Consider the following 26,006-nt stretch of genomic DNA (forward strand, 5'->3'; position numbering starts at 1 on the left):
TCAATGTCCTTTCGTCATGGTTATGAGTGTGTCTTTTACTTGTTGCCGCAATTTGGGTTCCAAAGAGGTGCAGCCAAACAGTTCGATGAACCACAGTCCGTCTGCGGCCAAGCGAATGATGGTAGCCAGCACAGGGTCAATCTCGTCGTTCTCAATCCGCAGCTGCCAAGTGTCGTAGTGGTCTTGTACCGGCTTCAGGAGTTCAGGATTCTCTGAACTGGCGGCGAGGAGTCCAACTGTCATGTCGGGGACCCCCTCCAGCAGTTTAAATGTCTCCCATACATACGCCCGCGTCCACCGCCCTACCCCTTCCTCGTCGGACAGAGCGGTCCTCTCCATATTCGCGGTGAACTGGTCCATGATATGATTCACCATAGACTTGACCAACTCTTCTTTCGTTGGAAAATGATACAATACGCCCCCCTTGCTGACGTGAGCTTGCTCGGCCACAGCCTCCATCGTCAGGTGGGCCACCCCCTGTTCGCGGACCAACTGCGCGGCGGCTCGCAAAATCTGTTCACGCTTCGACGGACGTCCACGATGCGTGCTCACATTCGCTTCATCCTTTCCCACCGTTTCAGTCCAAATCTGTACCGTCCGTACGGTACACATATTGACACAACCACTGGAGACGATTATATTCTCTCTATACTGATTTGCATACTGCGAATTGTCGATCGGACCACCGAAGACAAGAGCGACGTACGCCCGAGGGGACGGGCTGTGGTTGCTTTTGTCTTCTTTTTTTTCCAGCCAAGAAGGGAGTGACGCACGTACACGCATGAGTACCCTCCTGAAGACTTACCGTCTCACCAAATTTTACGGCCCCAGGTCCGATGAGGCGCTGAGACTGTTAAGAAACGGCGCCAGTAAGCGGCAAATCCAGGAGCAGTCGGGCTGCACCGTGGGCATCCACCAGGTTGACCTAGAGGTTCATGACGGTGAGTTGTTTGTCATCATGGGGCTTTCCGGAAGCGGCAAGTCCACCCTGCTTAGGTGCATCAACCGACTCGTGGAACCGTCTGCGGGGCGTGTGCAGGTAGAAGATGAAGAAGTGACCGCAATGAAGAAACCGGACTTGCTTCGCTTCCGCCGGCGGCGCATGGCGATGGTGTTTCAGACATTCTCGCTGTTTCCCCATCGCACCGTTCTGGACAATGTCGCGTTTGGACTCGAGGTCCAGCGTGTGCCCAAAAGCGAACGTTGGCGCATCGCGAAGGAGAAACTTCAGATGGTTGGCCTAGAACAGTGGGCATCTCACTATCCGAGCCAGTTGAGCGGAGGCATGCAACAAAGAGTGGGTTTGGCGCGGGCTTTAGCCACCGATGCCGACATTCTCCTCATGGATGAAGCGTTCAGCGCCCTCGATCCCGTCACGCGAACGGAGATGCAGGCTGAGTTAATTCGCCTGCAAGGAGCGCTGAAAAAGACCGTCCTCTTCATCACGCACGATCCCCACGAGGCCATGCGCCTGGGGGACCGTGTCGGGATGATGAAGGATGGGGAACTGGTCCAGGTGGGCACACCCGAAGTCATGAAAAAGGCTCCAGTCAATGACTACGTAGCCAATCTCTTGCGCAACGTGGAACCGGAGAAGGGATGACGTCCATGCACAGTATTCCGCTCGATGTGTGGATCAACACAATCGTGACATGGCTTTACAACCGGACCGGCTCGGGTTTCAACCAGTTCTCCAATGCCCTGCTGCACTTCCTGGACCTCCTCATTCACATCCTGTCTGCCCTCCCGTGGTGGCTGGTGACGGCCGCATTTGCAGCACTGGCGTACTACGGCGGAAAGTGGCGGCTGGTTGTGGGAACCGTCTTGGGATTTGCGATGATTGAAAACCTGGGCATGTGGAACGCCATGATTACCACATTGGTCCTGGTGCTGGTGTCGACATGCGTATCCCTGCTCATTGGATTCCCGCTGGGTGTCTGGTGCGCCCAGAGCAGGTTTGCGTATCGCATCCTCTCGCCCATTCTCGACGTCATGCAAACGATGCCGTCCTTCGTGTACCTGGTGCCGGCGGTCATGTTTTTCAGTGTGGGGCCGGTGCCTGCGGTGTTGGCCACCGTGATTTTCGCAATCCCGCCTGTCATACGACTGATTCGGATAGGCATTTTGCAAGTCCCGGACGACCTCGTGGCGGCCGCGGCTGCGTTTGGCGCCAATGATTGGCAAGTGCTTGTCAAGCTCCAACTGCCGTTAGCCCTGCCGAGCATCATGACCGGAATCAATCAGACCATCATGCTGTCCCTCTCCATGGTGGTGGTGTCGGCGATGATTGGCGCCGGAGGGCTCGGAAACAGCGTGATGACAGCCCTGGAAACGGTCAACATCGGGCAAGGGTTTGAAGCCGGGCTGTGCATCGTGATTCTAGCCATCATCCTGGATAGGATTTCGCAGACGATAGGAGGCATGCAACGTGGAAGTCAAACAGGGACAAATAACTGACGGGCTGCTGGAAACGGGCATCATTGACACAGACATCCATGAGCGGGTGTTGTATCCCGACTTGGTCCCCTATCTCGACAACCCTTGGCGGCGCTACATCACCGACTGTGGTTGGATTCAGGAGAAACACCTGCCTTACACCCAGCCCACGGTAGCCGGGCTGAACCGGGCAGACGCCGCGCTCCCAGACGGGCGTCCAGCCGGATCGGATCTAGCCTTTTTACGCAGCCAACTGCTGGACGAGTTGAACATTCGGTACGGCATCCTGACAGGCGCCCTAGATCCAAGCCCTTCTTCCATGAATGGATGGCATGAGATGGCGACCGCCCTGGCGTCTGCTTACAACGACTATCAGATTGAACATTGGTTGGAGAAAGACAGCAGATTGTATGGATCTGTACATATCGCAGCTCAGGACCCGCTGGCGGCCGCCCGCGAGATCGACCGGGTGGGCCCGCATCCGAAAATGGTCCAGGTGCTGCTCCCCATCGACAACATTGTGTGGGGCGATCCGTATTATCACCCTATATTCGCGGCGGCTGAACGCAACAACCTGGTGATCGCTATGCATCACAACGAACCCGCTGTCTATTTCGGCCGCTTCCCGAGATATTTCATCGAATGGCACACATTGATTTCCACGGCGCACATGATGCAGGTCACCAGCTTCGTGTTCAACGGCGTGTTTGAGAAGTTTCCCAACCTCAAGCTGCTTATGATTGAAGCCGGTTTTACCTACGTGCCACACCTGATGAGAAAAATGGACCAGCAATACCGGGACCTTCGCCATGAGGTGCCTTGGATTAAGCGGTTGCCGTCCGAAATTGTTCGCGAGCATATCCGCTTCACAACCCAGCCTATGGAGGAATTCTCCAAAGCGGAGTTTGAACAATGGTTGGATTTGCTAGGGTCCGAGGAGATGGTGTGCTTCTCTTCAGACTATCCACACTGGGACTTTGATCATCCCGTTGGAGGGTTCCCGAACATGCGCGACTCCCTGCGCCAGAAAATATTTCACGATAACGCGCTGGCCCTCTACCCGAAACTCCCACAGGACCAAGGGAGGTGCCCGAGATGCAGCAGGTCGTTTGCAAGCTCACCGAATTGCAACCAGGAGAGCTGAAGGAGATTCAGTTTGGCCGCATTTCCTTGGTAATCGGCCGCACCGGGGCCGGAGAATTGTTCGCCTTCTCCAATCGGTGCATTCACCAAGGGGCCCCGTTATCCAAAGGCAAACTGTGCGGAACGTCCGCTCCCACGGATCTGCCTGGTCAGTACAGTTATGTGAAGGAAGGCGAAGTGCTGCGGTGCCCATGGCACGGCCGGGAATTCGATGTCACGGCAGGTGGACAAATGATGTCCGACCCAAGACGGGCGCTGGGCAGGTTCCAAATATTCGTCGCTGGAGAGGATGTTGTCGTCTCCACTCTGAACAAGCCGGAGAAGGGAGAAGTGGCCGATGAACAAAAATAGGCGGGCGGGCGTGACTGCCGCCGTGATGACTGCCATCATCATTGTGGGAATTGTTGAGGTTCGTCAGAACGCGCTCCATAACGCGAACGCGAGCGCCGCATCTGACCAAGACAAGACAATCACACTGGGTTATGTAAATTGGGAAGAAGACGTGGCCGTCACGTATCTGTGGGCAAACCTACTGCGACAGAGGGGTTACCATGTCGACTTGCAGGCGCTCGATCTCGGCCCTATGTACGCCGGTCTGTCGAAAGGCGGCGTGGACGTGTTCTTGGATGCTTGGGTGCCGGAGCAGCAACAGTACTTGCACCACTACAGCTCCACCCTCACGGAAATTGGCAGGTGGTATGAGGGAGTAACTCAGGAAGGCTTTGTGGTTCCCCAGTACGTGACGGATGTCCACTCCATCTCCGATTTGAAGACTCATGCGTCGGAATTCGGTAACCAAGTGATTGGTATTGATGCGGGCTCCGTGGAAATGCATATTGCGCAGAAGGCATTGGACGACTACGGTGCCAGCAAGCTGACCCTGGTCCCGAGTTCAGACCTTGCCATGCTCGCAACCCTCATGAAAGATTATGAAGCCAAGAAACCCGTAGTGGTCACACTCTGGAGCCCGCACTGGATATACTCGGAGTACAAGCTCAAATATCTGTCGGATCCGAAAGGCGATTGGGGCAAGGCTGGCAGAATTCAGGGGGAAGCGAACAAGGCCTGGGCGTCTGAACATCCACAAGCCATGAAGTGGTTCCGCAACTTTAAGATGAGCGAACACCAGTTAGAAACGCTGGAGCAAGACATTCATGCCGCCAAGACCCCTCAGGCGGGTGTGGAAAAATGGATGCAAAATAACCTTTCCACCATCGACACGTGGTTCACGTGATACCCTCGTCTCCAAACGGACGCCGTCATGGTCCGCCAACGAGCTCACCCGTTCATCCAATCGCTGCGGCCCGCCCCGTAAGCAAAAGCCCCGGGATTGCCCCGGGGCACAAGGCCGAAAACGCACACTTCCTTGCATGTCGTGAGAGCGCAGGCGCTTCCGTTGGCCACGCTGGACAGCCTTGACCGGCGTGCGAGAGGCAGGCACACTAGGCCTGGCTGCTGCGCAGAGCCTGGTCGAGGTCATCCAGGATATCCGCGATAGCCTCGGTCCCCACAGACAGGCGGACGAGACCTGGCGTCACCCCGGCCGCCAGTTGCTCCTCGGCGGTGAGCTGCTGATGCGTGGTGCTCGCCGGGTGGATGATGAGCGACTTGGAATCCCCGACATTGGCCAGGTGGGAGAACAGGCGCACCGAGTTGATCACCTTGCGGCCGGCTTCCACACCGCCGCGCACCTCGAAGGTCAAGATGGCCCCCTGGCCTTTCGGCAGATACTTTTGCGCCAGGGCATGGGAAGGGTGGCTTTCCAGCCCTGGGTAACTGACTGCTTCGACGGCCGGGTGGCTCTGCAGAAAGCGCGCCACCGCCAAGGCGTTCTCGCTGTGCCGCTGCATGCGCAGGTGCAGCGTCTCCAGCCCCTGCAGGAACAGCCACGCGTTGAACGGCGAGAGCGCCGCTCCCAAGTCGCGCAGCAGCTGCACCCGGACCTTGAGGATGTACGCCAGCGGACCAAACGCGTCGGTGTAGACAAGCCCGTGGTAGCTCGCATCCGGTTCCGTAAGGCCTGGGAAACGGCCGCTGGCCTGCCAGTCGAAGCGCCCGCCATCGACGATGACGCCGCCGATGGATGTGCCATGCCCGCCGATGAACTTGGTGGCCGAGTGGACGACAATATCCGCACCGTGATCAATCGGGCGCAACAGATAGGGTGTGGCAAAGGTGTTGTCGACAATCAGCGGCAAGCCGTGTTCATGCGCAATCGCGGCGATGCCGGCGATGTCCGGCACGTCGCACCTGGGATTGCCGATGCTCTCGATGTACAACGCCTTGGTCCGATCCGTAATGGCCTGGCGGAAGTTTTCGGGTTGGGACGGATCGACAAAGCGGACCTGGACACCGAGCTTGGGTAGCGTGATGGCGAACATGTTGTACGTGCCGCCGTACAAGCTGGTCGCCGAGACAATCTCGTCCCCCGCGCCAGCGATGTTCAGGATGCTGTAGGCGATAGCGGCTTGCCCGGAGGCCACCGCCAGCGCCCCCACGCCCCCCTCAAGCTGCGCCATGCGCTGCTCGAATACGTCCGTGGTCGGGTTCATGATGCGTGTGTAGATGTTGCCGAACTCCTTCAAGCCAAACAAATTGGCGGCATGGTCCGTGTCCCGGAACACGTACGACGTGGTCTGGTACAACGGCACCGCCCGCGCCAACGTGGTTGGATCTGCCTGCTGTCCCCCGTGCACGGCGAGGGTCTCCAGCGCCCAGCGAATCTCCTCTTCCATTAGCTCTCCTCCATTTTTACACAAACACAGATGTTTAGTAGGATTTTTATTCGCATGGATTGTACAGTTTTCAGACACTGGTGTCAATCGTTCGACTTCCGCGACCCGGGCTCGCTGAGGTGAACTCGCGGGAATCCTCGCGAAACGATTCTGCTCTGCGATTGTGCCCCGCCTGTTGGTGGGGTAGACTGCGGGAAAAAGCGTGCGCGCCGCGTTCGGACGCCCGAGCCGGCGCGCGGTCCGAGAGGAGCGCGAGGAAATCTATGGCGTATCAGGAATGGCGAGACCCAACCGTGGCCCGGGCCTGGGACGCGCGGGGAAACGAGGCCAATCCCCTGCGTCCCTACCAGCTGGACGCGCTGGCATCCGTGCTGGCGTGCATCCTTCAGCCAGGCGAGTGGGTGATCGATCTCGGGTACGGATCGGGCAAGGTGGAGGCGTTTTTGTTTCCGCGCTTGCCTGAGGTACGTGTGCTCGGCGTCGACCGATCTGAGGCGATGATGGAATTGGCGCGCGAGCGGCTTGCGCCTTACGCAGACCGGTTTGTGTCGGTGACGCGCGATTTGCTCGACCTGGCGGGGTGGCATCCCCCGCAGGCGCGCTACGGGTGCGTGCTGGCCGTCCAGTCCCTGCACCACCTGCTGCACGAACAAATGCCGGGCGTGTACAAATGGGCGGCTGGCGTGCTGCGCCCGGGCGGCGTGTTCGCGCTGCTCGACCGGGTGCAGGTGGATGCCGCCGTGTGGGAGCCGATGCAGGCTCTCTGGTCACACATGGACGCGCTGCATGATTCGGCCTGGGCCGCCCATGAAGGCGCAAGCTACGAGGAGCACCAACAGCGCGTGCAGGACCGGGGCGACCGGCCAGCCACTGTGGAACAGCACCTGCAATGGCTGCGGGCCGCCGGCCTCGTCCCCGCACCGCTGTATGTCGTCGGCAACCGGGCACTGATTGTGGCGGTGAAAAAGGATGAATCGGATTCAGCATCAAAGAACGGTTGAGGGAGGCTGATTGGCAAACCCAGTCTCGCTGCGCCCTAGCCGGGCAACGTGTCCGGGGGGCATTGCCGCAGGCCAAGTACTGATGCTTTGTTCCGTTGTAATACGGAACTGCCCCCCTCAGATTGGCATGGAGATAACGATCGGCATTGATTCATACGAGGAACGCTCACCTTTAAGCACAAAAGCTCAAGGCACAACGAACCAAAGACGAAAGAGGGTTCAAGGCCGGCTACCTGACAGACTCATGACAGTTCGTTGCACACGCCTCATGATGGTCAATCACCAGCCTGTTGCGCGACATTCCCCATTGCGTGTCGAGACTCCTGCGGGAAGGCTCCCATGTAAAACTCATTTAGATGCGTTCGTGGAACAGGTTTCGTCAGCAAACTCACCACTACGAAAACGGCTAGGTTGGCCAGTAAGGCTACAAACCCTGCATTCCAACCACCAATCGGATCGTGATTTGTGAGAACAAGGTAGGCCGTGACCAGCCACCCAGTGATAAGTCCGGCGAAAACTCCCTCTTTGGTCGCTCGGCGCCAGAACAGTCCACCTATCACCACGGCCGGGAAGAATTGTGAAATAAAATCATAAGCCACGAGCAAGATGGATACAATCAAGGAAGGAACTACCAGTGTAAGAATCAATGCGATAATGGTTAACGGGAAGACGAGCAGACGAGTCACCCAGTATACGGTTTCTTCACCCATGGACGGTCTTAGGGCTTGGAGCACATTTCGCGCCAAAAGACCAGATGATGTCATGATAATTGGCCCTGCCGGAATGATGGCGGACAACATCGCCGCAACAGTAAAGAGAACCACGAACCACGCCGGAAATGTCTTCGTAGCCAACATCATAACAACGTTGTTGCCGTTGATTTGCTTCGATGTACCGAGGATCAACACCGCTGCAAATCCGATTGTGATGACTCCGACCTTTACCAGTTGATAAAATGGCATGAACACGGCTTGCAATTTTAGTGTCCTTGGGCTCTTTGCGGTAAATGCTACACCAAACCACTGCGGCCACATCCATTGACCTATGCCATTGAGGATAACCGTCGTAATCAACCATGCCACCCCAAGATGTTTAGAAACCCCCGGCAATACAAAGTAGGAAGGTATTTTCTGCACGAACTGGCTATACATGATTCCAAAAGAACCGAAGTAGTGGATGGGAATGACGACAAACAGGACACCAATCGAAATAAACATGAGCATGTCCTTAACCGTCGCCTGGAGGGCATTGCCGCGAATTCCTCCAAGGAACACTGCGAGCGCAAGAATTAGAAAACCAATCACGTCCGACCACAGATCAGAGATAGCACCGTTACCAATGACCTGAATGACTGCCGAAAGGCCAGTGATGTTCAAATCGATGTAGGCAATCATAATAATGGCGCTGGTAAAGGCAACGAAAATCCCGAGTGTCTTGCTTTGATACCTACCCGCGATGAAATCTGATTGAGTGACATAGCGAAAGCGCCTACCAATCAGCCAAATGGTTGGCAACACGAAAAATCCAACAGCATAGGCCACGTCATTCAGAGCTACGTTGTAGAAGGCGGCGGCCCCATTTTTATACGCATACCCAGCTAGCCCTTCAAAGGTGAATGCCGTGTAGATCTCGCTGCCCAAGAGAAACCATACCAAGAAGGAACCCATTCTCCTACTATGCACAAGCCAGCCCTCGAGGTCCTTCGACTGTAACCTGCCCGAAAAAGCACCCAGCAAGGTGATGAGGAATACGATGAATAGACTTGATCCCAGAATGACAGTTGCCACAGACATGTTATTTCATCCCTTTTCCTGCTGATCGTATTCCAACTGTGGATTATGCCGAAGATCATACAAATACAGAGCACCGAGAATAAGTGGACTGAGTAAAGGTACTAAGACAAACCAGAAGTACAGCAACGGCATACCGAGCACAGTCGGTTTTACGTGATTCATACAAAGCGCGGTCATTCCCACGTACAGAAAGACAATCAGAACCACGGTAACGAGCCACATCGCTATTACACGCTTCATTGACTATTCCTCCGATTATTCCTCCGCGTTTTATCTGAGCTGATGACGAGATGGACGTCAACGTATTGTGGCTGCATCCTTGGATTGCAGAGATATCCATAGAGGCAACAAATTCATGCCAAATCGGGATACATCAAGACAGGATTGCGGAATGCATAGTAAACAAATAGGATATTTAGGGTTTACGATCAGAAAGTATATGATATTTATTTACTTTCGTCAATAACCTCTTAGGTTATTTCGAACCTGACATGGACAGTTGAAGTTGTGTCTGTAAAAAGGGATGGTACACAAAATGAGCCCTCCGCCCCTCTTGGATAGAATGTGGGATGCGCTATGGCTGGTGTTGGGAGCGGATGACCAGCCGGATGAAAGCACTGGCCAGGTGCAGGCCAGCGCTGGCGACCTGAGAAGTCTTACGGAGCGGACAGACGCTCACTCCCCACGGATGGGTCTCCAATCCTCCAGCGCCACAGGCCCTTGAGGACGAATAAACAGGTGACATTATTCAGATTTATAGAGATGAAAGCCTGCTATACCGCACTGCTGAATTAATTTTGATTCCGCCATGGTTCCACCAGCAAATATCAAGTCATCCTCGCATTCCCTTGAGCCCCTCAATTTCGTGAGACTTCCTCCTCCATCCTCGGTCTTCACACGAATATCGAAATCCCGTAACTGCAGGAAGCCGAGAGCTGTGCATCAGAACAATACAGGTTTCCATTTTCCACGGGAATAAATGAGTCTTTCGTTGCTCATGACGGCGGACGGATCTTGTGCGTATCAACAACGGCTTCACATCCGCGCGAGCATTGATGCAGATTCCCTAAAAATGTCGTATAAGACTCCTTCGATCATGCACCCGATCGTGCCTCACCTGCCTGCCGTGCTATGTGTGCACATACTTCTCTGCGCTTCCTACAATGACACAAAACCACACGCAACTGTTTGCTACATGACCCGTCTCCAGACAACCTCCCCCTTGACTCCCCACCTCCAACCCGCTATCATCTCTCGTGACCACATGGTCACGGCAGCTGCATCATCACCCTTTTGCAGGTCAGACCATCGGCCGCCGGCCATCGCCCTCGTGACCGAGCCAGGCCTGGTCCAGGCCGCAACCCATCCAGAACTGGAGGTGACACGTGTGCCCTCTCCGCAGTTTTTGAACCTACCCATGGAGAAACAAGGGCAGATTGTCCAGGCGAGTCTCCGAGAGTTCGCGGAGAACGGGTATGACCGGGCTTCGACCAACCGCATCGTGGAGCAGGCCAGGATTTCCAAGGGAGTGCTGTTCAAGTACTTCGACGACAAAGAATCCCTGTTCCTGTATGTTGTGGAGATTGCGCTCAAAGCTTATGTCGATGCGTTTCCTGCAGAGGACGCGACATCCTTCGACGATCCGTTTCATTGGTTGAAGGAAGTCACCATGCGCAAAATCCGATTCAGCCAAAAGCACCCACTCATCTATCGGTTTTTGGCGCGAATAGCCAAAGAACCGGAACACCCTGTATACGCGAAGGTGATGGACGCCATCACCGCCACGACGCAGCAATATATGGCCCAGATCGCGGCGCTGCTCCCTCCGGGCAAGCTGCGCGACGGACTGCGGTGGGAACAGATCTTCTTCATCGTTGAATGCATGACGCGAGGGTTTCGGGAGGCGTACATCAGCCAAATTCCGGACGCAGTGGATGAGAACTTCGAGGCATCCTTTCAGCGGCTGCACGACGAGCTGGACGTGTACCTGGACATCATCAAGCGCGGTGTATACAAGGAGGTCCATCAACAGTGATACGTCTCCGCCAAGTCACCAAGAGATTTCGCAGTGGCCGGGGCATCTTCGACCTGTCCCTCGACATCCAAAAGGGGGAGGTCTTTGGCTACCTGGGACCGAACGGGGCGGGAAAGTCCACGACCCTCCGCATCCTCATGGGATTTCTCCGTCCGGATTCCGGCGCCGCCACCGTTGGCCAGCATGATTGTTGGCAGGAAGCGACGCGGGTACATGAGATGGTTGGATACCTGCCCGGCGAGTTGAGCTTCATGGAAGGTATGAACGGGATGAGGTTTCTGCGTCTGCTTGGAGGGATGAGGAAACTCCAGGATGTGACGCGACGAGACGAACTCATAGAGCGGTTTGAACTCGACGTCCGCATGCCGATTCCAAAAATGTCAAAGGGGACGAAACAAAAACTGGGCATCGTGGCTGCCTTCATGCACCGACCTGAAGTCTTGATCCTGGATGAGCCGACATCCGGGCTGGATCCGCTGATGCAACAGCGGTTTCTGGAACTGGTTGAGGAGGACAAGCGGCGGGGCGCCACCGTCTTGCTGTCCTCGCACCTGTTTCCGGAAGTGGAGCGCGTCTGCGACAGGGTCGGCATCCTCAAGGACGGGCGGATTGTCGCCGTGGAAGACGTGAAAGACCTGCGCGCCCACCAACGCAGGGTGTTCACGGTGCAGCTGGCGGGCCGGGAAGACGTGCAGAAGCTGCAGAGAACGGGATGTCGAATCGTGCAAACGCGAGGCGACGAAATCGACATCGAGGTGCGAGGGGATTACAACCGCTTCGTCAAAGCCCTGTCCCAGTGCGACGTCACAGGCATGACCACCCGGGATTTGGGATTGGAGGAGATCTTCATGCACTATTACGCTGGACAGGAGGCGTTATAAGTGAGCGCGGCTCTTTTCCGAACCACCCTGAAGATCCATACGCCTACAATCCTGAGTTACGCACTGGGCACGAGCGTCTATCTGTGGCTCTTTATCGGCGTGTATCCGTCGCTGGCCAAGTCGTCGGCGCTCAACTCCCTGTTGCAAAGTTTGCCGCCCGGGATGCTGCAGGTCATCGGGTACCAATCCGGCGTCTCGCAAGTGGGAGACTTCCTCGCGGGCGAATTTTACGGACTCATCTACTTGATTATCCTCGCCATCTATACCGTGACGACAGCCACCAAACTCATGGCGCGCAGTGTAGACAACGGATCGATGGCGTATCTGTTGTCGACACCGGTCTCGCGAACCAGGGTGGCCTTGACTGAGGCCGCTGTGTTGGCCGTCGGCATCGTGGTCATCGGCGGTGTGAGCACCCTCGCCGGCATCCTGGGAGTGGATTGGCTCGTCGCCAGCCCCAACCTGAACGTCCGGCACTTTGTCGAAATGAACATCGTAGGCGTTCTGCTCTTCTGCGTGATTGCGGGCTATTGCTTCCTCTTCTCCAGCCTCGCCCGGGATGAACGCACCGCCGCCGGCATGTCCGCGGGCCTCACGATGGTGTTCTTTGCGTTCAAGATGGTCAGTGCCCTGGGCGACCACGTGTCCCGGCTCAAGTACCTGTCCGTGTTCACGGTCTTCCAGCCGCAGGACCTGATTCACGGGCGTGGTCCCGTTGTCTCCACCTCACTCTGGCTCGCCCTCGCAGCCGCGGCGCTGTTTGCCGCCGCCGTCGCTGGCTTCCGCCGGCGAGAGATGTCGCTGTAGGTGACGAATCAAGTGAGCTGCACAGGCACGGGGTCGCCCAGCTGAAGCCGGTCGGCCTCGACCCGGCATCCGTAGGCCAGGACACGAACCCCGTGCCGCGCGGCAAATTCCAGGGCCTCCGCGAATTTCGCGTCCATCTCCCGATTGGGTGCGAACGCCCGGGCGTCCTGCCTTTGAATCAGGAAGAAGACGGTCCCCTCGTAGCCGTTTCGGACCGCGTCGACCAGTTCATAGATGTGCCTAGTCCCCCTGTCCGTCGGCGCATCCGGAAACTTGGCCACACCGTCGGCGACGAGGGTGACGCCCTTCACCTCGATGAACCCGCGCGCCCGGGGCGACTCGTAGGAGATGTCAAACCGGGACTGCCCGTACCGCACCTCTCGCGTCACGCCAGACGCGGTCCCGAACTCCGCCAGCTGCCCGGCCATAAGCGCCTCACTGACCACCCGGTTGGGCGCTTGCGAGTCCACATTCACCCACTGCTTCCCCGCGCGTACGGCAATGACCGAGTACCGGGTCCTGCGGCCGGATCGATCCGCTGCTTCCAGCGCCACTGTCCGGCCCGGTACGAACAACTCCCGCAGCCGTCCGGTGTTCTTGACGTGCACCCGCTCGACCTGCCCGTCCACACGAACGCGGGCCAGGAAGCGGTTCATCCGCTCCACCCACTCACCGTACACGACGCTGCCATAGATCACCGAATCGGCCTCCCCAATCATCAAATCGAGTTGCGCGCGGCCCGGCCGGGGGGCTAACGTACCTCGCGACGACGGCAAGCCTTTCGGAAGGACGCGTCGGGGGAGAATCATTCCTTCCTCGGCGCCAATCCGTGCATGATGAAATTCACCACACGCTCAATCTCTTCCTGATCGTTCCAATCATGCTCCGGAAAGAGATAGCAGCGCGTGAAAATGTAGCCCATAATGGCGGACACACTCATTCGCAGAAGAGCGAACGGGGGCATTTCGATGAGATCCCCGCGGGACTGAAAATGCGTGATGATGCGCTTCAGGCGCTCGCCGACCTGGGGGAACAGCTGCTCCTTGAACTGGCTTTGCAGCTCGGGATGAAACGGGATCTCATGCAGCATGATCTTCACAATCGGCGCGTGTTTGACAACAAACTCCAACCTGTTGCGCATCATCGCCCGCAGAAAGTCCTCAAACCGCTCGTATTCCGTATCCAGGACTTGGTGCAAATCGCGAAGCACGAACGGCGCGACGAGCTTCGACATCACAGGCGCGATTATGGACAAGAGGAGGTCTTTCTTCGTTTTGTAGTGACGGAAAATCGTGCCCTCCGCCACACCGGCTCGCTGGGCGATCTCGCTTGTCGACGTCGACGCGTACCCTTTGTCCGCAAAAATGTCCACGGCGGCCTGAATGATTTTGATCTGCTTTTCCGTCATCTTCTCTTCTTCATCGGTGAGACGAAGCAGGGAAGACAGCCACTGTTCCATCTCCTCAGCCATGGCTTCACCCCCATCACCGGCTACACGTGCCGATACTTGCGCAACGTCAACACGTTCAGCACCATGAAAACGAGCGAGAACGCCAGCAGTACGGCCAAATCCATCACGATGTCAGTAAACCCTTTGCCCCGAATCATCACGTTTCGCATGGCGTCTGCGCCGTAGTAGAGGGGCATGATCTTGCTCAGCCAACGGAGCCACACCGCCATGGTATCAATGTTGAACAGCCCAGAAAAGAACACCTGCGGTACGATGACCAGCGGGATGAACTGCATCATTTGAAACTCAGAGTTGGCGAACGACGATAGAAACGTCCCCAGCGTCAGCGCGGTGATAGACAAAAGCAGGGTGATCAACAACAGGTTGATGAGCCTTCCATTCATCATCATGCCCAGGATGTCGACACAAAACCATGCTATCAGAATGGCCTGGATGGTGGTGAACAACCCAAATCCGGCGACGTAGCCCGCCACGATTTCCCAACGCCGAATCGGCGTGGCCACGAGGCGCTGGAGTGTGCCCGTGGTGCGCTCCTTCAGGAAGGAGATCCCCGCAACCAGAAAGACAAAGAAGAACGCGAAGAAACCAATGAGAACAGGGCCGAAGTTGTCAAAGGATGACATATTGGCCGATCCGTACAGATACGTGATTTTGGGCTGGATGCCGGTTGGGCCGCGCGAGGAGGCCTCGGCCATTTGTTGAAGGTCGAGGAGAATCGCCTTGTTCTTGGACGGATCGCTGCCTTCCAAAACGACAGCGGGCCTTCCGTCTTGCCAGCTGATGTAGGCGTCGATGGTCTGCGTCTTCAATGCCTCAAGCGCGCTGTTCGTTGACGAATACGAAACCAGGCTCACGTCCTCATGGGCCAGGCGCTGCGTCACCATCGCCGGCACATCGACGGTGCCGATTTTGGGCTTGTAGGTGTTGCCGTTGAAAACGAGAGAAACAAGGGTCAGAATCAGGATGGGCGCCACCAGCATCAGCATCAGGGTCCGTTTGTCATGCAGGAATTGACGCCAAATCCGGACAACCAGGGCGCAAACCCTCATCCCCGAACACCTCCAAAGGCGAGGAACGCCTCTTCAATTGTCGTGACGTTGGCGTTTGCCTTCAGCTCACCTGGTGTGCCGACGGCAATCAGCCGTCCGTCCCGCAGCATACCCAGACGATGACATTTCTCCGCCTCGTCCATGACATGGGTTGTGACCAAGATGGTCGTTCCGGATTGACTCATGTCCCGCAATTCATTCCAGATGGACACGCGCAAGGCGGGATCGATGCCAACCGTCGGCTCGTCCAAAATGAGAATCCGCGGCCGATGGAGCATCGCGATGGCCAGGGACAGCCGTCGTTTCATCCCGCCAGAATACGTCGACACCCGCTTTTTCATGGAATCGGTGAGGTGGACAAGCTCCATGACTTCCTCGATTCGACGCCTGCGTCCCCTGCCCCTCAGGCCGAACAAGGATGCGAAAAAGTCCAGATTCTCTTTCGCGGTAAGCTCTGCGTACAGCGCGTCCGATTGCGCCATATATCCGATTTTCCCCAACATGTCGAGCCGGGGCATCTGTACCCCGCCGACGACCACCGTTCCACTCGTAGGCCGATCGATTCCAGCCATGAGCTTGACCAGCGTCGTCTTTCCCGATCCGCTGGGGCCCAACAGCCCGAATATCTCTGCGGGCTTGACTTCAAAATGGATGTCTTGCAGCACCAGCCTCTTGCCAAACTTGCGGTCCACGTGGCTGACTTGGATTCCCCATCCTTCTTCGCGGCTCCCTTTGCCGAGCATATCATCCGCCCCTTTAAAGTGAGTAATCACTCACTAATGAGATACCACACAGGCGTTCCTTTCGCAATGCCAATGAAAGATGCAGCCACGGGATGCACGAAGCCCGTGGCCAGGATAAGGATGCCCATGATAGCCAAGACACTCTCGACAGCCTCTTCAGCGTCAAATCGCCCCCACCTTGTCTGGCCGGGGGCGCGTGGCAGCAATACTGTATTTCATCGCGTCCTTTGGGCTATCTCCGATAAGCTTACCAATCCGGGCGGGACTCTCGAAGAGGGGGCCGAAGACAAGTCCGCCTGGGCGCGTTCATTCGCCTGTTGTCACCTCGACAGCCGGGACGCTCGTTACCTGGTAAGACTGCAATGCCGGAAGAACCTCCGCCGCAAAACGCCGGATCTGATTCACAAACAGTTCATTTGGCAACGACCCGCGGTTGAAGTTGAGCAGCACCGTGTGCGCCCCCGCGTGCTTCACCTCGTCGAGAATCCGGTCTCGCACCTCGTCCGGGCTGCCCCACGGCATCTCTTCCACCTGACGGCGCAGGTCCTCCATCGTCAGCCCGCGGTATGACTCCCGCGCCCCCGCCACCGCGGCCCGGTTCTCCGGCCGCACGTAGTCGTGCGCCGACGAACTGACGTACTGAAACCGCGACTGCACGGAAGTGTCCGTCACATTCCCGTGACTGAACAGCGTGGTGTAAAAGTAGTGCCAGTACGGGCCAGCTTCCCGGAACGCTTGTTCCTTGCTGTCCGCAACGTACACGTCCAACGACAGCACCAGGTGCCTGGGCGTAATCCGGTGCCCGTTTTGCTCCAAATGGCGCGCATAATAGCGGATGATGTCCTCCCGCAGCCCGCGGTGGGCCCCCTGCCCCGGCGTGATGGGGATGTTGTGGCGCGCCGCCCACTCAATAGTCTCCTTGCTGCTGGTCACCGGCACCCACACCGGCGGATGCGGCGACTGCACCGGCCGCGGCCACAGCGCCACATCCCGGTACTGCCAGAACTGCCCGTCGAACGAAAACACCTCCTCTGTCCACGCCCGCCGGATGATCTCCCAGGCCTCTTCAAACCGCGCCCGCGACTCTTGCGGCGGGATGTTGAACACTCGATACTCGCGGGGAATCCCGCGCGCAAACCCGGAAATGATGCGGCCGCCGGACAGGCAGTCGAGCATCGCCAACTCCTCCGCCAAGCGCAGCGGATTGTGCAGCGGCAGGAGATTGCCGTACATCAACAGCTTCAGCCGCTGCGTCCGCTGGGCCGCGGCCGCGGCCAGGAGGTTCGGCGAGTTCATCAGGCCGTAGGGGGAAGTGTGGTGCTCGTTGAAACCGACGCCGTCGTACCCAAGCCGATCCAGCTCCTCCCACGCTGACAGGTGTTCTTCGTACGTCTGCACGGCCACCTCGGGGTTGAAGTGGTGTTTGGGCAAAGGCCACGGGAGTTCACCGTCCACCTTCAGGTGCTCCAGTTGTTCCGCGTAAGGCAACAGGTCAAACACGAACACATCCATGGAAATCGCTCCTTTGCAGAAAATCCCCAAAAGCGCAGGATTCAGCGAGCGTATAACTGGACCGGGTTGCCAAACGGATCGCGGAACCAACAGGTCCGACCATGGTCCCCCATGTCCCGCACCGGGCTGACAGTCACTCCGCAGGAACGCAGGCGTTCCACCGCACCGCACAGGTCTTCCACCTCAAACGTCACCACGCCACCGGCGTCTACTCCCTCGGGGGTTTCCCCCATCCCGCCCAACGCGAAGGTGACGCCCTGTACCTTGAACTGAGCCCAGCGCTCCCCGTCGACAACCTGCGGAGCCAGTCCCAACAGGCTCTCGTAAAACCGTACAGCCGCAGCCATGTCCGCGACTGGAAGGTACACGTTTTTCACGCGCACCATCCCACCCCCTCCTCCACCGACGTCCATCATTGGGCCGTCATCCCACCATCCACGACGAAAATGGCTCCCGTGGTGTATTGAGAAGCGTCGGAAGCGAGGTAGACCGCCAACCCTTTCAATTCGTCCGGCTCCGCGAACCGGTGCAGCGGGATCTTGGCCAACAGCCGGTCGCGCAAGGCGGCCACCTCCGGGTCGTCGGTGTCGGCGCGCAGCCGGCCGCCGCCGAGATGGGTCAGGAACATCCCGGGCGCGATGGCATTGACCTGTATGTTGTCGCGCGCCAATTGCACGGCGGCAGCGCGAGCCATATTGATCACAGCGCCCTTGGCAGCAGAGTAGGCGAACGAGTTCAGGTCGGCCTCAGCCACTAAACCACCTATGGAAGCGGTGAGGATAATCTTTCCACCGCCCGTCCGGCGCATGTGGCGGGCCGCCTCGCGCACGGTCAGGAACACGCTCGTCTGGTTGACGGTAATCACCCGATTCCAGTACTCCAACGGCAGATCGGGGATGCGCGGAGCCTTCCCGCCGATTCCGGCGTTGGCGAACACCACGTCCACGTGTCCAAATTGCTCCACGGCTGTCACAAACGCTCGCATGACCGCGGCCTCTTCCGACACGTCGGCCTGCACCGGGGTCCCTCTGCGACCAAGAGTCTGTACTCGCTCCGCCGTGCGCGCCGCACCATCCTCGTCGATGTCGACGCACACCACGTCAGCCCCCGCTTCCGCCATCGCCTCCGCGATTGCCCGGCCCAATCCGCTGCCGGCTCCCGTTACAAAGGCGACCTTCCCGTCCAGGCGAAGCCAGTCCCACACAGTCACCCTTGTTTCCCTCCTTGCTCACCGTTCTTGCGGGTGCACAGCCAACACGACCTTGGCGGCTGCCTCACGGCCTGCCACCAACTCTGCAAACGCCGTCGGCCCTTCCTCCAGGTTCCGCACGACGGCCCAAGGAGCACCGGCAACGAGATGGCCATCGTCGACAAGTCCCAGCGCTGCCTGAAAATCTTCCTCCGTATAACTGGCCGAGCCGACCACCTCCAGTTCACGCCGAACCAGATCGTTCACGGGCAGCTTGGCGCCATGCTGGTGCAGCCCGAGCAGCACCGCGCGACCACCGCGGGCTGTGACCGCCAAGGCCTGTCGCCGCGTCTCTTGCACGCCGACTGCCTCAATGACCTGGTCGACCCCTTCGCCCGCCAGCTCCAGAATCGCATCCACAGGCTCCAGGGACCGCGCGTTGACCGTGTGCGTCGCCCCGAAAGCGCGGCCGAACTCAAGCCGACGGTCATCCACGTCCACCAATACGCGCAGGGACGCCCCGCACAGGCGAGCCACGTGGAGGCAGAACAGACCTATCGCGCCGGCTCCGAACACGGCGACCCGGTCTCCTAGTCCGATGCCCGCTCGCCGGACCGCACGCACCGCGCAGGCCAACGGTTCCGTCACCACCGCCGCCCAGGCGTCCGGCACAGGGTGACAGGCTGCAGCCGGCACCTTGACAAAATCAGCAAACGCGCCCGCTTCATGAATGCCGATGATGCGCTGACGCCGGCACTGTTGCGGTTGACCACGCTGGCAACGGTCGCACAAACCGCAGCCGATGAGAGGGTTCACCACGACGGTCTGCCCGGCGCGCAGGCTTTCCACTCCAGGCCCTGGAAGGTGGACCACGCCGGTAAACTCGTGGCCCATCACCAGCGGCGGCCGGCGTAGCGGATTGTGGCCGAGATAACCCGAGACATCGGAACCGCATATGCCTGCGTAGCAGACCCGCAGCACCACCTCTCCGGGTCCGGGTGCCGGCCGCTCCACGTCCTCCATGGCCAGCTTCCGCGATCCGGTCCAAACGAGCGCCCGCATGGCGTCCCCTCCTGTTCACCGAATCTTGGATCCGAACGGTCAGCTGGACAACGCCTCGCCCGACCATTTCTCCGTTCTCATCACAATCAACGCCAATCCGCCCAACACCGACGGTACAGCCGCAACCGCGAACATCGCGGTGGGATTGGGCAGATAACCGACGATGGCCCCGCCGACCAACGGCCCAATCACCGAACCCAAGCGCCCGACTCCCAACGCCCAACCCACCCCGGTGGACCGAATGCTCGTGGGATAAATGGTCGCGGCGACGGCATTGAGGCCAAACTGAGCACCGATGAACAGCAAGCCGGCGATAAACAACATCGTCATGAGCAAGACCAGGCCATGGGTGGAACGAATGAGAACCATCGCCACTGCGTTCAATAAGAGGGCCCAGGCCAGGATGTTCTTGAGGCTCCTGTCTCCGCGGTCCCCCCAACGGCCGATGACGACCCCGCCAATCAAACCGCCGGCCTCCAAGGCCACCAAGCCAACGATGGAACTGGAGAGAGGCAAACCTGCCTTCTGCAGCACTGTGGGCATCCAGTTGGTCACGAAATAGTTGATGAACAAATTCATGAAGAAAGCCACCCACAGAAGACAGGTGCTGGCAGCGTATCCGTGCCGGAACAGATGATTGACCGGCAGCCCCTCCAAACGCCGCTCAGGCAACGTGAAGACCGTATCGGGCGTGACATCCAGCTGCGGATTCAAACGCTTGACGACTCCAACCATGCGCTGCGCACGCGCGCCTCGGTTGACGAGGAAGCGCAGTGATTCTGGCAAGCCGAAGAGGGCAATGAAGCCGATGACGAGAGGCACTCCGCCGCCAAGATAAAACACCGATTGCCAACCAAAGGCTGGAATCATCCAGGACGCCAAGAGACCCCCGGCGACCACCCCAACGGGCACTCCGAACCACATCGTGGTGATGAGCGTCCGGCGGATACGCTCGGGCGAATACTCCGCGGTCAGAGCAATCACGTTCGGCATCGATCCGCCGAGCCCGAGACCTGTCAGGAAACGGTAAATGAGCAATTCCTGGACGTTGCCGGAGAAGGCGGTGAGCAGCGAAAACACGCCAAAGGCGAACACGGAGGTCACCACCACCGCTTTGCGCCCCACGCGGTCAGCGACAGGGCCAGATACCAGAGCGCCAATCATGAGACCAGCGAGACTGGCGGAGAACACCGGCCCTAGCTCTGCCGACGTGATTCCCCAAAGTTTGGTGAGGACAGGAGCTACAAACGAAATGCTCTGCAGGTCGAATCCATCCAGGGTGGCGACCAATCCACAAACCAGGATCACGCCCAGTTGAATTCCCCGCAGCCGGCCAACGTCAATGACAGCGGTTACATTCACCTCGGGTGACGTTGTCATATCAATCCTCCTTTCACCCGATTGCCGATACATGCAACGGCTTCGAGAATATTCGGGACACTGTCCCTCATATCACAAATAGCACACCACGCGTATTATTGTCAAACATAAATGTTAATTCTTTTTATTCTATATCCTTATTTCGCTTGTTTGCATTGAACACTAGGTCTTCAGTTGTTCCGTTTGCTGAAGGTCGAAGGTTCGTGGGTGTTTCGGTGCCGCCAGCTTAAGAGGAGACAGACTGGGTGTGCGTCAGCCGCCTGTACTGTCCCTGGTAGAACAGGAGAGGTTCTCCGTTCGTGCATTGCCCGTCCCGCACCTCGCCGACGAGAATCAGGTGGTCCCCGCCATCGTAGCGCTGCACGGTGTGGCACTCGAAGAATCCGAGCACACCAGCCAGCACCGGCAATCCCAGGGTACCGTCGGAAAAGTCGACACCGGCGAAGCGATCAACCCCCTTGGCGGCGAACTGGCGTGAAACCCATTCCTGGGTAGCCGACAGGATGTTGACCACGAATCCCCTCGCCCCGGCGAAATCGTCAAACAGACTCGCACTCTTCGCGATAGTGACCAGAACCAACAGGGGATCGAGAGACAGGGACGTGAACGAATTGACCGTCATGCCGACCGGATCGCCATTGGCCCGCCTGGTGGTCACCACCGTGACCCCAGTCGCGAATGACCCAGCGATGTTGCGAAAAGTACGTGAATCCATTGCCGTCACCTCCGCTGCGCGACGCTGCGATTGGAGTCCCGTTCTGCGTCATTGGATTCCCCAAGTTCCCTTAGGTACGGAATCACTTCTTTCCCGAACAATTCGATGTTCCGCAGGGCCAAATGATGCGCGAGTGTGCCGAACTGCAGCATGGCCAGCAGGTTCCCAAATCCAAATTCCTTTTGATAGGCAGCGAGACGTTCCCGGACCGACGAGGGCGTGCCGACCATCGCGTAGCCCTTGTCAATGAGCTCTTCAAACGACAGGTACCCCGTGCCCAGGCCCTTCTTGTTCGCCAAGACCCGGCTCATCGAACGGGGCGTCAGATAGCCAGGCGGAAAGAACACGCTGGGCGGCATCCGAAAGACCTCGTTGAACAAGTATTCCATCGGGCCTCTCGCCTCTTCATACGCCCGCTCCTCCGTGTCGGATAAGTAAATCGGCAATGCCCACCCCAGTTGATGCGGATTCGCCTCATAACCGTGTCTTTGCGCCGCAGTACGGAACTCGTTAAACACACGGCGGACTGATTCTATGGAACTGTAGGTCTGCAGGTAGGTATAGCGCTTCTCCGCCACCCAGTCGATCGTCTCGACGCTGCCCTGCGACGGAATCCAAATGGGCGGATGCGGTTGCTGCAGCGGTCTCGGCCACGGATTGACGTATCGGAACTTATAGTGTTTGCCGTAGAACTCAAACGGCTCGGGTTCCAGCCACGCCCGCACGATGAGGTCATGGGCCTCGCGGAACCGTTCCCGGGATTGTGTCGGGTTCATCGAGAACGAGTGGTATTCCGGCCCGATGCCACGCACAAACCCGCAGATGATGCGGCCTCGGCTCAGCAGGTCCAGCATGGCCAACTCTTCCGCGATACGCTGCGGCGCGTGCCGGAGCGGAATGGCGTTACCCAGTATGGCAATCTTCACGCGTTTTGTCCGCACGGCCAAGACGGCGGCCATGATGTTCGGAGAAGGCATGTTGCCGTAAGCAGTCTGGTGATGTTCATTCACGCACACACCATCGAAACCCAGCCGCTCCGCATACTCGTACTGACTGAGATAGTCCTCATAGATATCCGCGCCCAGCGTCGGATCGTAATATTTCCGGGGATATGTGACCCACGCCTGGGGATGTGGGTTGTTCCGCGGAACATGCGGCCACGGCATGAGATGCTGAAAGAAAAACTTCATGTCAACGGACCCCCTCAAGCAAAAAACGCATGGCCCTCTCGGCCACTTCGTCCACCCGCTCCTGAGCCGGCAGATGCCCGCATTCTGGAATGATGTGCAGCTTCGCGTCCGGCAACAGTCGTTCGTACTCCGCACCGATGGCCGGCGGGAAAATGCGGTCAAACTCCCCCCAGATGAGAAGAACCGGCAGCTGAATCCGATGCAACCGATGGCGCAGTTTAGGCCGGTGGAAATACGGATTCCACGCCAGGTTGGCAACCGTCGCTCGATTTCTCGCCATCACCTCCGCCTGCCGCGCGTCCGCGGCTATAAGCGCCTGCCTCCGTTGGGCCAGAGACTCTGGGTTGTGAATCGTCAACTCCAGTACTTGCTCGTCGTCCAGCATGAACAGATCGGGAACATTCACACCTTCGACATGAAGGCCCGCGGCGTCCAGCAGAATCAACTGACTCACCCGGTGTGGAGCAATCGCTGCGATCTCCACCGCCAACCAGCCACCGAGAGACGAACCGATGAACCTGGCGCCATCCAGCCCCAGAGTGTCCAAGAAGTCGAGATAGAAGTAGGCTAGGTCCTCAATGGAATCCATCTCCGGCAGATCATCGCTGGCACCAAACCCTGGGTGCTCAGGTGCGTACACATGAAACCGAGCCGCCAGCCGATCCAAGAAAGGCAGCCACTGTCCACCCCCCGTCGCTCCGTGCAAGTAGATGAGCGCATCGCCTGCGCCGCCCTCCAACAGTCGAATGTTCGTCCCCCGAACACTCATCATCCGGGATGATTCCACACAGACAAACCTCCATTCATCATTATTTGGGACACTGTCCCTAATAAGTAGTATAGTTTATTTGACCAGAACACGTCAAATGTTCAGATTGGTTGCGGAATTGCTTTTTCGGCTGTGCCGCCCAAAACGATTCACTCACAATTTTCTACCATACAGGGATAGACTTCCATTCTCTCGGCGTGTTACACTTATGGGTATAATCCACTGCAGCGTGGCAAAGGTGAAACCATGAGTGAATTGGAACCGATGCAAGCGGGAGACGAACAGCAGAATCGGGTAAAAAACGTGGATTTGGCCTTGGATATTTTAGAATACCTGGCGTCTAGGGACCAGAAGTTGGGGGTTCGGGAAGCAGCGCGCCTGTTCGACGTTCCAAAGAGCACTGTGCAGCGCATTTTCAACTCGCTGGCGGCCAAGGGCGTGGTGCGGCTGGACGAATCCGCCCGCCAGTACGCGCTGGATTATGGCATTCTCAAGCTCTGCCACGGTTTTTTAGGAAGAAATGACTTGACGGCTGCAGCGGGCCCCGTCCTGCGGGGACTGCGGGACGACACCGATGCTTCCGTTTGCCTCAACGTCAGAGTGGGCGTGCAGACACTCACGGTGCTGCAGTTTGAAAGCCGCCACCCCCTGCGCTGGTCCATGCGGATCGGCGTGCCATACCCCTTGAACGCCGGCGCAGGCGGGAAACTGCTTGCTGCCTATTCTGGGCTCAGCGAAGACCAACTCCGAGAAGGATTTGACCCCGAGTATGGTACCTCCAGAATCGACTTCGCCACCTTTTTAAAGCAACTGGAAAGCATTCGCATGCAGGGATACGCCATCAGCAGGGGCGAGATGAATCCGGGGGTGACAGCATTGTCGGTCCCGATTCGTGATCAACAAGAGGTCTTGGCCGGCATCGGCTTGTATCAATTGGACAGCCGGATGACGAGCGCCGTTATCCAGGACTGCATCGAAAAAATGCAGGAGGCGGCTCGCCGCATTGAACTCCTGATGACGAAGTAGGAGTTGCTGAAGGGATTACCTAAGCGGAGAGGTGTAATGTGCGCGGGAAGCATGCGGGCCACACTTCTGGATGACTTGCTCTCCATACTGAAGCCTGTTCAGCCAGCGCAGTCCGACATGGCCGCGCCAAGATTGCGTATAAGACACTGGCCTATCCGAATACATACCAACAGGCGCATGGAGATAGCCATTCTCCCAGACACTGCCCCGACAGTGTGCCCGAATAAGAGCAGAAGTGTACAGGCACTTTCTTGCACGGATGTGTCTTCCACCCTGTTGAGTCCGGCAGCATCTTGTCTCTCCATACACATCCGGTGATTTTCACGAAAAATCACTCTAAACAAACCTCAAACTCGAACTGATATTTAGTCCTGTTCAATTGACGCCTGTTTCTTTGTGCATATACTTATACGTATAAATACAAATCTGCTAACAGAGGTGCTGTAAATGCCAAATAAGACCATTTACGTCGCCGAAGATGATCTGCCGCTGTTCGAGCAAGCTCTAGAATTCGGAGATAATTTGTCTGCAACCATTGCCAAAGCCCTGAGGATGTATGTGAAGGAGGAGAAGGCAAGAAGGGAAGGATTCGAGAAGATCACGGTGCGCGTGGGACGTCACGGCAACCGCCACTTCAAACGATTCCGTGGTTATCGGCTCACTCGATGGGCGAATACGACGACAGATCCGAAAAGGGTGGTCATTTTCAGTGTGTACAAAACACAGGGTGGCCGATTTGCCATTCACTGTCGAAAGTCTCCGAATTGGGCGGTCTGGACTGACCCGGAGAACTGGACGGAGGAGTACTCAAGTTGGCGATATGACTGGTGGCAGTCGGGCGAGGCCACGCTTGAGGTCTACGACTCTCTAGAAGAAGTGCGCGAGCATGTGCCTCCGGAGTTGTTCGCTCTCGTGGAAGAAGCGTCCCACGAACCTCCGCTGGAAGAACTCGACATCTGAAGGAGGTCGAGGAGAGATTTCTTGATACGTGCGAGCTCCTGTCCCCCTTGTCTTCCTTCGGCCTTCCTTTGGCTATGGGGAAACAGGCCTCGATGAACTCTGCTAATGT

27 protein-coding genes are annotated in these 26,006 nt (G+C 57.7%); 11 read left to right on the plus strand and 16 right to left on the minus strand.

Translation table 11 applies throughout. The annotated features are described in order from the left end of the window. Window positions 1-552 (minus strand): TetR/AcrR family transcriptional regulator, encoded by a 552-nt coding sequence (locus tag AK2_RS06035; RefSeq protein ID WP_067922385.1) that lies wholly within the window; start codon window positions 550-552, stop codon window positions 1-3. 229 nt (window positions 553-781) lie between these two features. Between AK2_RS06035 and AK2_RS06040 the strand changes: the two genes are divergently transcribed. Genes AK2_RS06040 through AK2_RS06060 form a run of 5 tightly spaced genes read left to right on the plus strand, consistent with a single transcriptional unit; the run spans window position 782 to window position 4,813 of the window. Then, on the plus strand, window positions 782-1,603 hold the full coding sequence (locus tag AK2_RS06040; protein ID WP_067932420.1) for a quaternary amine ABC transporter ATP-binding protein: 822 nt from the start codon (window positions 782-784) through the stop codon (window positions 1,601-1,603). 5 nt (window positions 1,604-1,608) lie between these two features. Further along, window positions 1,609-2,457, plus strand: a complete 849-nt coding sequence (locus AK2_RS06045; RefSeq protein WP_067932424.1) for an ABC transporter permease — start codon at window positions 1,609-1,611, stop codon at window positions 2,455-2,457. Beyond that, window positions 2,429-3,580: an amidohydrolase family protein gene (locus tag AK2_RS06050; protein WP_245632793.1), complete on the plus strand. Its 1,152-nt coding sequence runs from the start codon at window positions 2,429-2,431 to the stop codon at window positions 3,578-3,580. Before AK2_RS06045 ends, AK2_RS06050 begins: the two co-directional genes overlap by 29 nt. Further along, a complete protein-coding gene (locus AK2_RS06055; RefSeq protein WP_067922375.1) occupies window positions 3,532-3,930 on the plus strand; it encodes a Rieske (2Fe-2S) protein in 399 nt (132 codons plus the stop codon). The genes AK2_RS06050 and AK2_RS06055 overlap by 49 nt, the downstream gene beginning before the upstream one ends. Further along, window positions 3,917-4,813, plus strand: a complete 897-nt coding sequence (locus tag AK2_RS06060; RefSeq protein WP_067932425.1) for a glycine betaine ABC transporter substrate-binding protein — start codon at window positions 3,917-3,919, stop codon at window positions 4,811-4,813. Before AK2_RS06055 ends, AK2_RS06060 begins: the two co-directional genes overlap by 14 nt. A gap of 208 nt (window positions 4,814-5,021) precedes the next feature. On the opposite strand, the gene AK2_RS06065 is transcribed toward AK2_RS06060, so the two are convergent. Beyond that, window positions 5,022-6,314, minus strand: a complete 1,293-nt coding sequence (locus AK2_RS06065; RefSeq protein WP_067932427.1) for a homocysteine synthase — start codon at window positions 6,312-6,314, stop codon at window positions 5,022-5,024. 263 nt (window positions 6,315-6,577) lie between these two features. On the opposite strand from AK2_RS06065, the gene AK2_RS06070 reads away from it, so the two are divergent. Next, window positions 6,578-7,315, plus strand: a complete 738-nt coding sequence (locus AK2_RS06070; RefSeq protein ID WP_067932429.1) for a class I SAM-dependent methyltransferase — start codon at window positions 6,578-6,580, stop codon at window positions 7,313-7,315. Between the two features lie 275 nt (window positions 7,316-7,590). Here AK2_RS06070 and AK2_RS06075 read toward each other — a convergent pair whose 3' ends face one another. Then, entirely contained in the window at window positions 7,591-9,108 is a 1,518-nt protein-coding gene (locus AK2_RS06075) for a sodium:solute symporter family protein (protein WP_067932431.1), read from the minus strand. Window positions 9,109-9,114: 6 nt separating this feature from the next. Beyond that, window positions 9,115-9,348, minus strand: coding sequence for a hypothetical protein (locus AK2_RS06080; RefSeq protein ID WP_217994672.1), 234 nt, complete (start codon window positions 9,346-9,348; stop codon window positions 9,115-9,117). A gap of 1,147 nt (window positions 9,349-10,495) precedes the next feature. On the opposite strand from AK2_RS06080, the gene AK2_RS17095 reads away from it, so the two are divergent. From AK2_RS17095 to AK2_RS06100, 3 genes are read left to right on the plus strand one after another with little or no spacing between them, the layout of a single operon-like run. Continuing rightward, complete coding sequence (locus tag AK2_RS17095) at window positions 10,496-11,143, plus strand: TetR/AcrR family transcriptional regulator (protein WP_067932435.1); 648 nt, start codon at window positions 10,496-10,498, stop codon at window positions 11,141-11,143. Beyond that, window positions 11,140-12,024, plus strand: a complete 885-nt coding sequence (locus AK2_RS06095) for an ABC transporter ATP-binding protein (protein ID WP_067932436.1) — start codon at window positions 11,140-11,142, stop codon at window positions 12,022-12,024. The genes AK2_RS17095 and AK2_RS06095 overlap by 4 nt, the downstream gene beginning before the upstream one ends. Further along, the gene (locus AK2_RS06100; RefSeq protein ID WP_067932438.1) at window positions 12,025-12,831 is read left to right on the plus strand and encodes an ABC transporter permease subunit; all 807 of its coding nucleotides are present in this window, start codon (window positions 12,025-12,027) and stop codon (window positions 12,829-12,831) included. A gap of 8 nt (window positions 12,832-12,839) precedes the next feature. Here AK2_RS06100 and sfsA read toward each other — a convergent pair whose 3' ends face one another. From sfsA to AK2_RS06165, 12 genes are all read right to left on the minus strand, one after another. Further along, window positions 12,840-13,529: a DNA/RNA nuclease SfsA gene (sfsA, locus tag AK2_RS06105; protein WP_067932440.1), complete on the minus strand. Its 690-nt coding sequence runs from the start codon at window positions 13,527-13,529 to the stop codon at window positions 12,840-12,842. 107 nt (window positions 13,530-13,636) lie between these two features. Continuing rightward, entirely contained in the window at window positions 13,637-14,302 is a 666-nt protein-coding gene (locus AK2_RS06110; RefSeq protein ID WP_067932442.1) for a TetR/AcrR family transcriptional regulator, read from the minus strand. A gap of 20 nt (window positions 14,303-14,322) precedes the next feature. Beyond that, the gene (locus AK2_RS06115; protein WP_067932444.1) at window positions 14,323-15,351 is read right to left on the minus strand and encodes an ABC transporter permease; all 1,029 of its coding nucleotides are present in this window, start codon (window positions 15,349-15,351) and stop codon (window positions 14,323-14,325) included. After that, window positions 15,348-16,094 carry an ABC transporter ATP-binding protein gene (locus tag AK2_RS06120; protein WP_067932445.1) on the minus strand — a complete coding sequence of 249 codons (747 nt, stop codon included), beginning with the start codon at window positions 16,092-16,094 and terminating at the stop codon, window positions 15,348-15,350. Before AK2_RS06120 ends, AK2_RS06115 begins: the two co-directional genes overlap by 4 nt. Window positions 16,095-16,400: 306 nt before the next feature. Beyond that, the gene (locus AK2_RS06130) at window positions 16,401-17,606 is read right to left on the minus strand and encodes an LLM class flavin-dependent oxidoreductase (RefSeq protein ID WP_067932449.1); all 1,206 of its coding nucleotides are present in this window, start codon (window positions 17,604-17,606) and stop codon (window positions 16,401-16,403) included. A gap of 41 nt (window positions 17,607-17,647) precedes the next feature. Continuing rightward, window positions 17,648-17,992 (minus strand): VOC family protein, encoded by a 345-nt coding sequence (locus AK2_RS06135; RefSeq protein WP_067932451.1) that lies wholly within the window; start codon window positions 17,990-17,992, stop codon window positions 17,648-17,650. 26 nt (window positions 17,993-18,018) lie between these two features. Then, a complete protein-coding gene (locus AK2_RS06140) occupies window positions 18,019-18,816 on the minus strand; it encodes an SDR family NAD(P)-dependent oxidoreductase (protein ID WP_067932453.1) in 798 nt (265 codons plus the stop codon). An 18-nt stretch (window positions 18,817-18,834) separates the two neighbouring features. Further along, window positions 18,835-19,857 carry a zinc-dependent alcohol dehydrogenase gene (locus AK2_RS06145; protein WP_067932455.1) on the minus strand — a complete coding sequence of 341 codons (1,023 nt, stop codon included), beginning with the start codon at window positions 19,855-19,857 and terminating at the stop codon, window positions 18,835-18,837. Between the two features lie 39 nt (window positions 19,858-19,896). Then, window positions 19,897-21,237, minus strand: coding sequence for an MFS transporter (locus tag AK2_RS06150; RefSeq protein ID WP_067932457.1), 1,341 nt, complete (start codon window positions 21,235-21,237; stop codon window positions 19,897-19,899). A gap of 226 nt (window positions 21,238-21,463) precedes the next feature. Continuing rightward, window positions 21,464-21,952: a flavin reductase family protein gene (locus AK2_RS06155; RefSeq protein ID WP_067932459.1), complete on the minus strand. Its 489-nt coding sequence runs from the start codon at window positions 21,950-21,952 to the stop codon at window positions 21,464-21,466. Window positions 21,953-21,957: 5 nt separating this feature from the next. Beyond that, window positions 21,958-23,142, minus strand: a complete 1,185-nt coding sequence (locus tag AK2_RS06160) for an LLM class flavin-dependent oxidoreductase (protein WP_067932461.1) — start codon at window positions 23,140-23,142, stop codon at window positions 21,958-21,960. Between the two features lies 1 nt (window position 23,143). Continuing rightward, complete coding sequence (locus AK2_RS06165) at window positions 23,144-23,929, minus strand: alpha/beta fold hydrolase (RefSeq protein ID WP_067932463.1); 786 nt, start codon at window positions 23,927-23,929, stop codon at window positions 23,144-23,146. 228 nt (window positions 23,930-24,157) lie between these two features. Here AK2_RS06165 and AK2_RS06170 point away from each other — a divergent pair, with 228 nt between their 5' ends. Further along, window positions 24,158-24,937: an IclR family transcriptional regulator gene (locus AK2_RS06170; RefSeq protein WP_067932465.1), complete on the plus strand. Its 780-nt coding sequence runs from the start codon at window positions 24,158-24,160 to the stop codon at window positions 24,935-24,937. A gap of 447 nt (window positions 24,938-25,384) precedes the next feature. Further along, window positions 25,385-25,897 (plus strand): EXLDI protein, encoded by a 513-nt coding sequence (locus tag AK2_RS06175; protein WP_067932468.1) that lies wholly within the window; start codon window positions 25,385-25,387, stop codon window positions 25,895-25,897. Window positions 25,898-26,006: the final 109 nt, after the last annotated feature.

It is taken from the genome of Alicyclobacillus kakegawensis NBRC 103104 (assembly GCF_001552655.1).
Taxonomy (GTDB): domain Bacteria; phylum Bacillota; class Bacilli; order Alicyclobacillales; family Alicyclobacillaceae; genus Alicyclobacillus_G; species Alicyclobacillus_G kakegawensis.

What these genes read in the sequence shown, in the direction of transcription:
- AK2_RS06040 (WP_067932420.1), top strand. Translation starts at nt 782, where the DNA reads ATGAGTACCCTCCTGAAGACTTACCGTCTCACCAAATTTTACGGCCCC.
- AK2_RS06045 (WP_067932424.1), top strand. Translation starts at nt 1,609, where the DNA reads ATGCACAGTATTCCGCTCGATGTGTGGATCAACACAATCGTGACATGG.
- AK2_RS06055 (WP_067922375.1), top strand. Translation starts at nt 3,532, where the DNA reads ATGCAGCAGGTCGTTTGCAAGCTCACCGAATTGCAACCAGGAGAGCTG.
- AK2_RS06060 (WP_067932425.1), top strand. Translation starts at nt 3,917, where the DNA reads ATGAACAAAAATAGGCGGGCGGGCGTGACTGCCGCCGTGATGACTGCC.
- AK2_RS06065 (WP_067932427.1), bottom strand. Translation starts at nt 6,314, where the DNA reads ATGGAAGAGGAGATTCGCTGGGCGCTGGAGACCCTCGCCGTGCACGGG.
- AK2_RS06070 (WP_067932429.1), top strand. Translation starts at nt 6,578, where the DNA reads ATGGCGTATCAGGAATGGCGAGACCCAACCGTGGCCCGGGCCTGGGAC.
- AK2_RS06075 (WP_067932431.1), bottom strand. Translation starts at nt 9,108, where the DNA reads ATGTCTGTGGCAACTGTCATTCTGGGATCAAGTCTATTCATCGTATTC.
- AK2_RS06080 (WP_217994672.1), bottom strand. Translation starts at nt 9,348, where the DNA reads ATGAAGCGTGTAATAGCGATGTGGCTCGTTACCGTGGTTCTGATTGTC.
- AK2_RS06110 (WP_067932442.1), bottom strand. Translation starts at nt 14,302, where the DNA reads ATGGCTGAGGAGATGGAACAGTGGCTGTCTTCCCTGCTTCGTCTCACC.
- AK2_RS06115 (WP_067932444.1), bottom strand. Translation starts at nt 15,351, where the DNA reads ATGAGGGTTTGCGCCCTGGTTGTCCGGATTTGGCGTCAATTCCTGCAT.
- AK2_RS06120 (WP_067932445.1), bottom strand. Translation starts at nt 16,094, where the DNA reads ATGCTCGGCAAAGGGAGCCGCGAAGAAGGATGGGGAATCCAAGTCAGC.
- AK2_RS06130 (WP_067932449.1), bottom strand. Translation starts at nt 17,606, where the DNA reads ATGGATGTGTTCGTGTTTGACCTGTTGCCTTACGCGGAACAACTGGAG.
- AK2_RS06135 (WP_067932451.1), bottom strand. Translation starts at nt 17,992, where the DNA reads ATGGTGCGCGTGAAAAACGTGTACCTTCCAGTCGCGGACATGGCTGCG.
- AK2_RS06145 (WP_067932455.1), bottom strand. Translation starts at nt 19,857, where the DNA reads ATGCGGGCGCTCGTTTGGACCGGATCGCGGAAGCTGGCCATGGAGGAC.
- AK2_RS06150 (WP_067932457.1), bottom strand. Translation starts at nt 21,237, where the DNA reads ATGACAACGTCACCCGAGGTGAATGTAACCGCTGTCATTGACGTTGGC.
- AK2_RS06155 (WP_067932459.1), bottom strand. Translation starts at nt 21,952, where the DNA reads ATGGATTCACGTACTTTTCGCAACATCGCTGGGTCATTCGCGACTGGG.
- AK2_RS06160 (WP_067932461.1), bottom strand. Translation starts at nt 23,142, where the DNA reads ATGAAGTTTTTCTTTCAGCATCTCATGCCGTGGCCGCATGTTCCGCGG.
- AK2_RS06170 (WP_067932465.1), top strand. Translation starts at nt 24,158, where the DNA reads ATGAGTGAATTGGAACCGATGCAAGCGGGAGACGAACAGCAGAATCGG.
- AK2_RS06175 (WP_067932468.1), top strand. Translation starts at nt 25,385, where the DNA reads ATGCCAAATAAGACCATTTACGTCGCCGAAGATGATCTGCCGCTGTTC.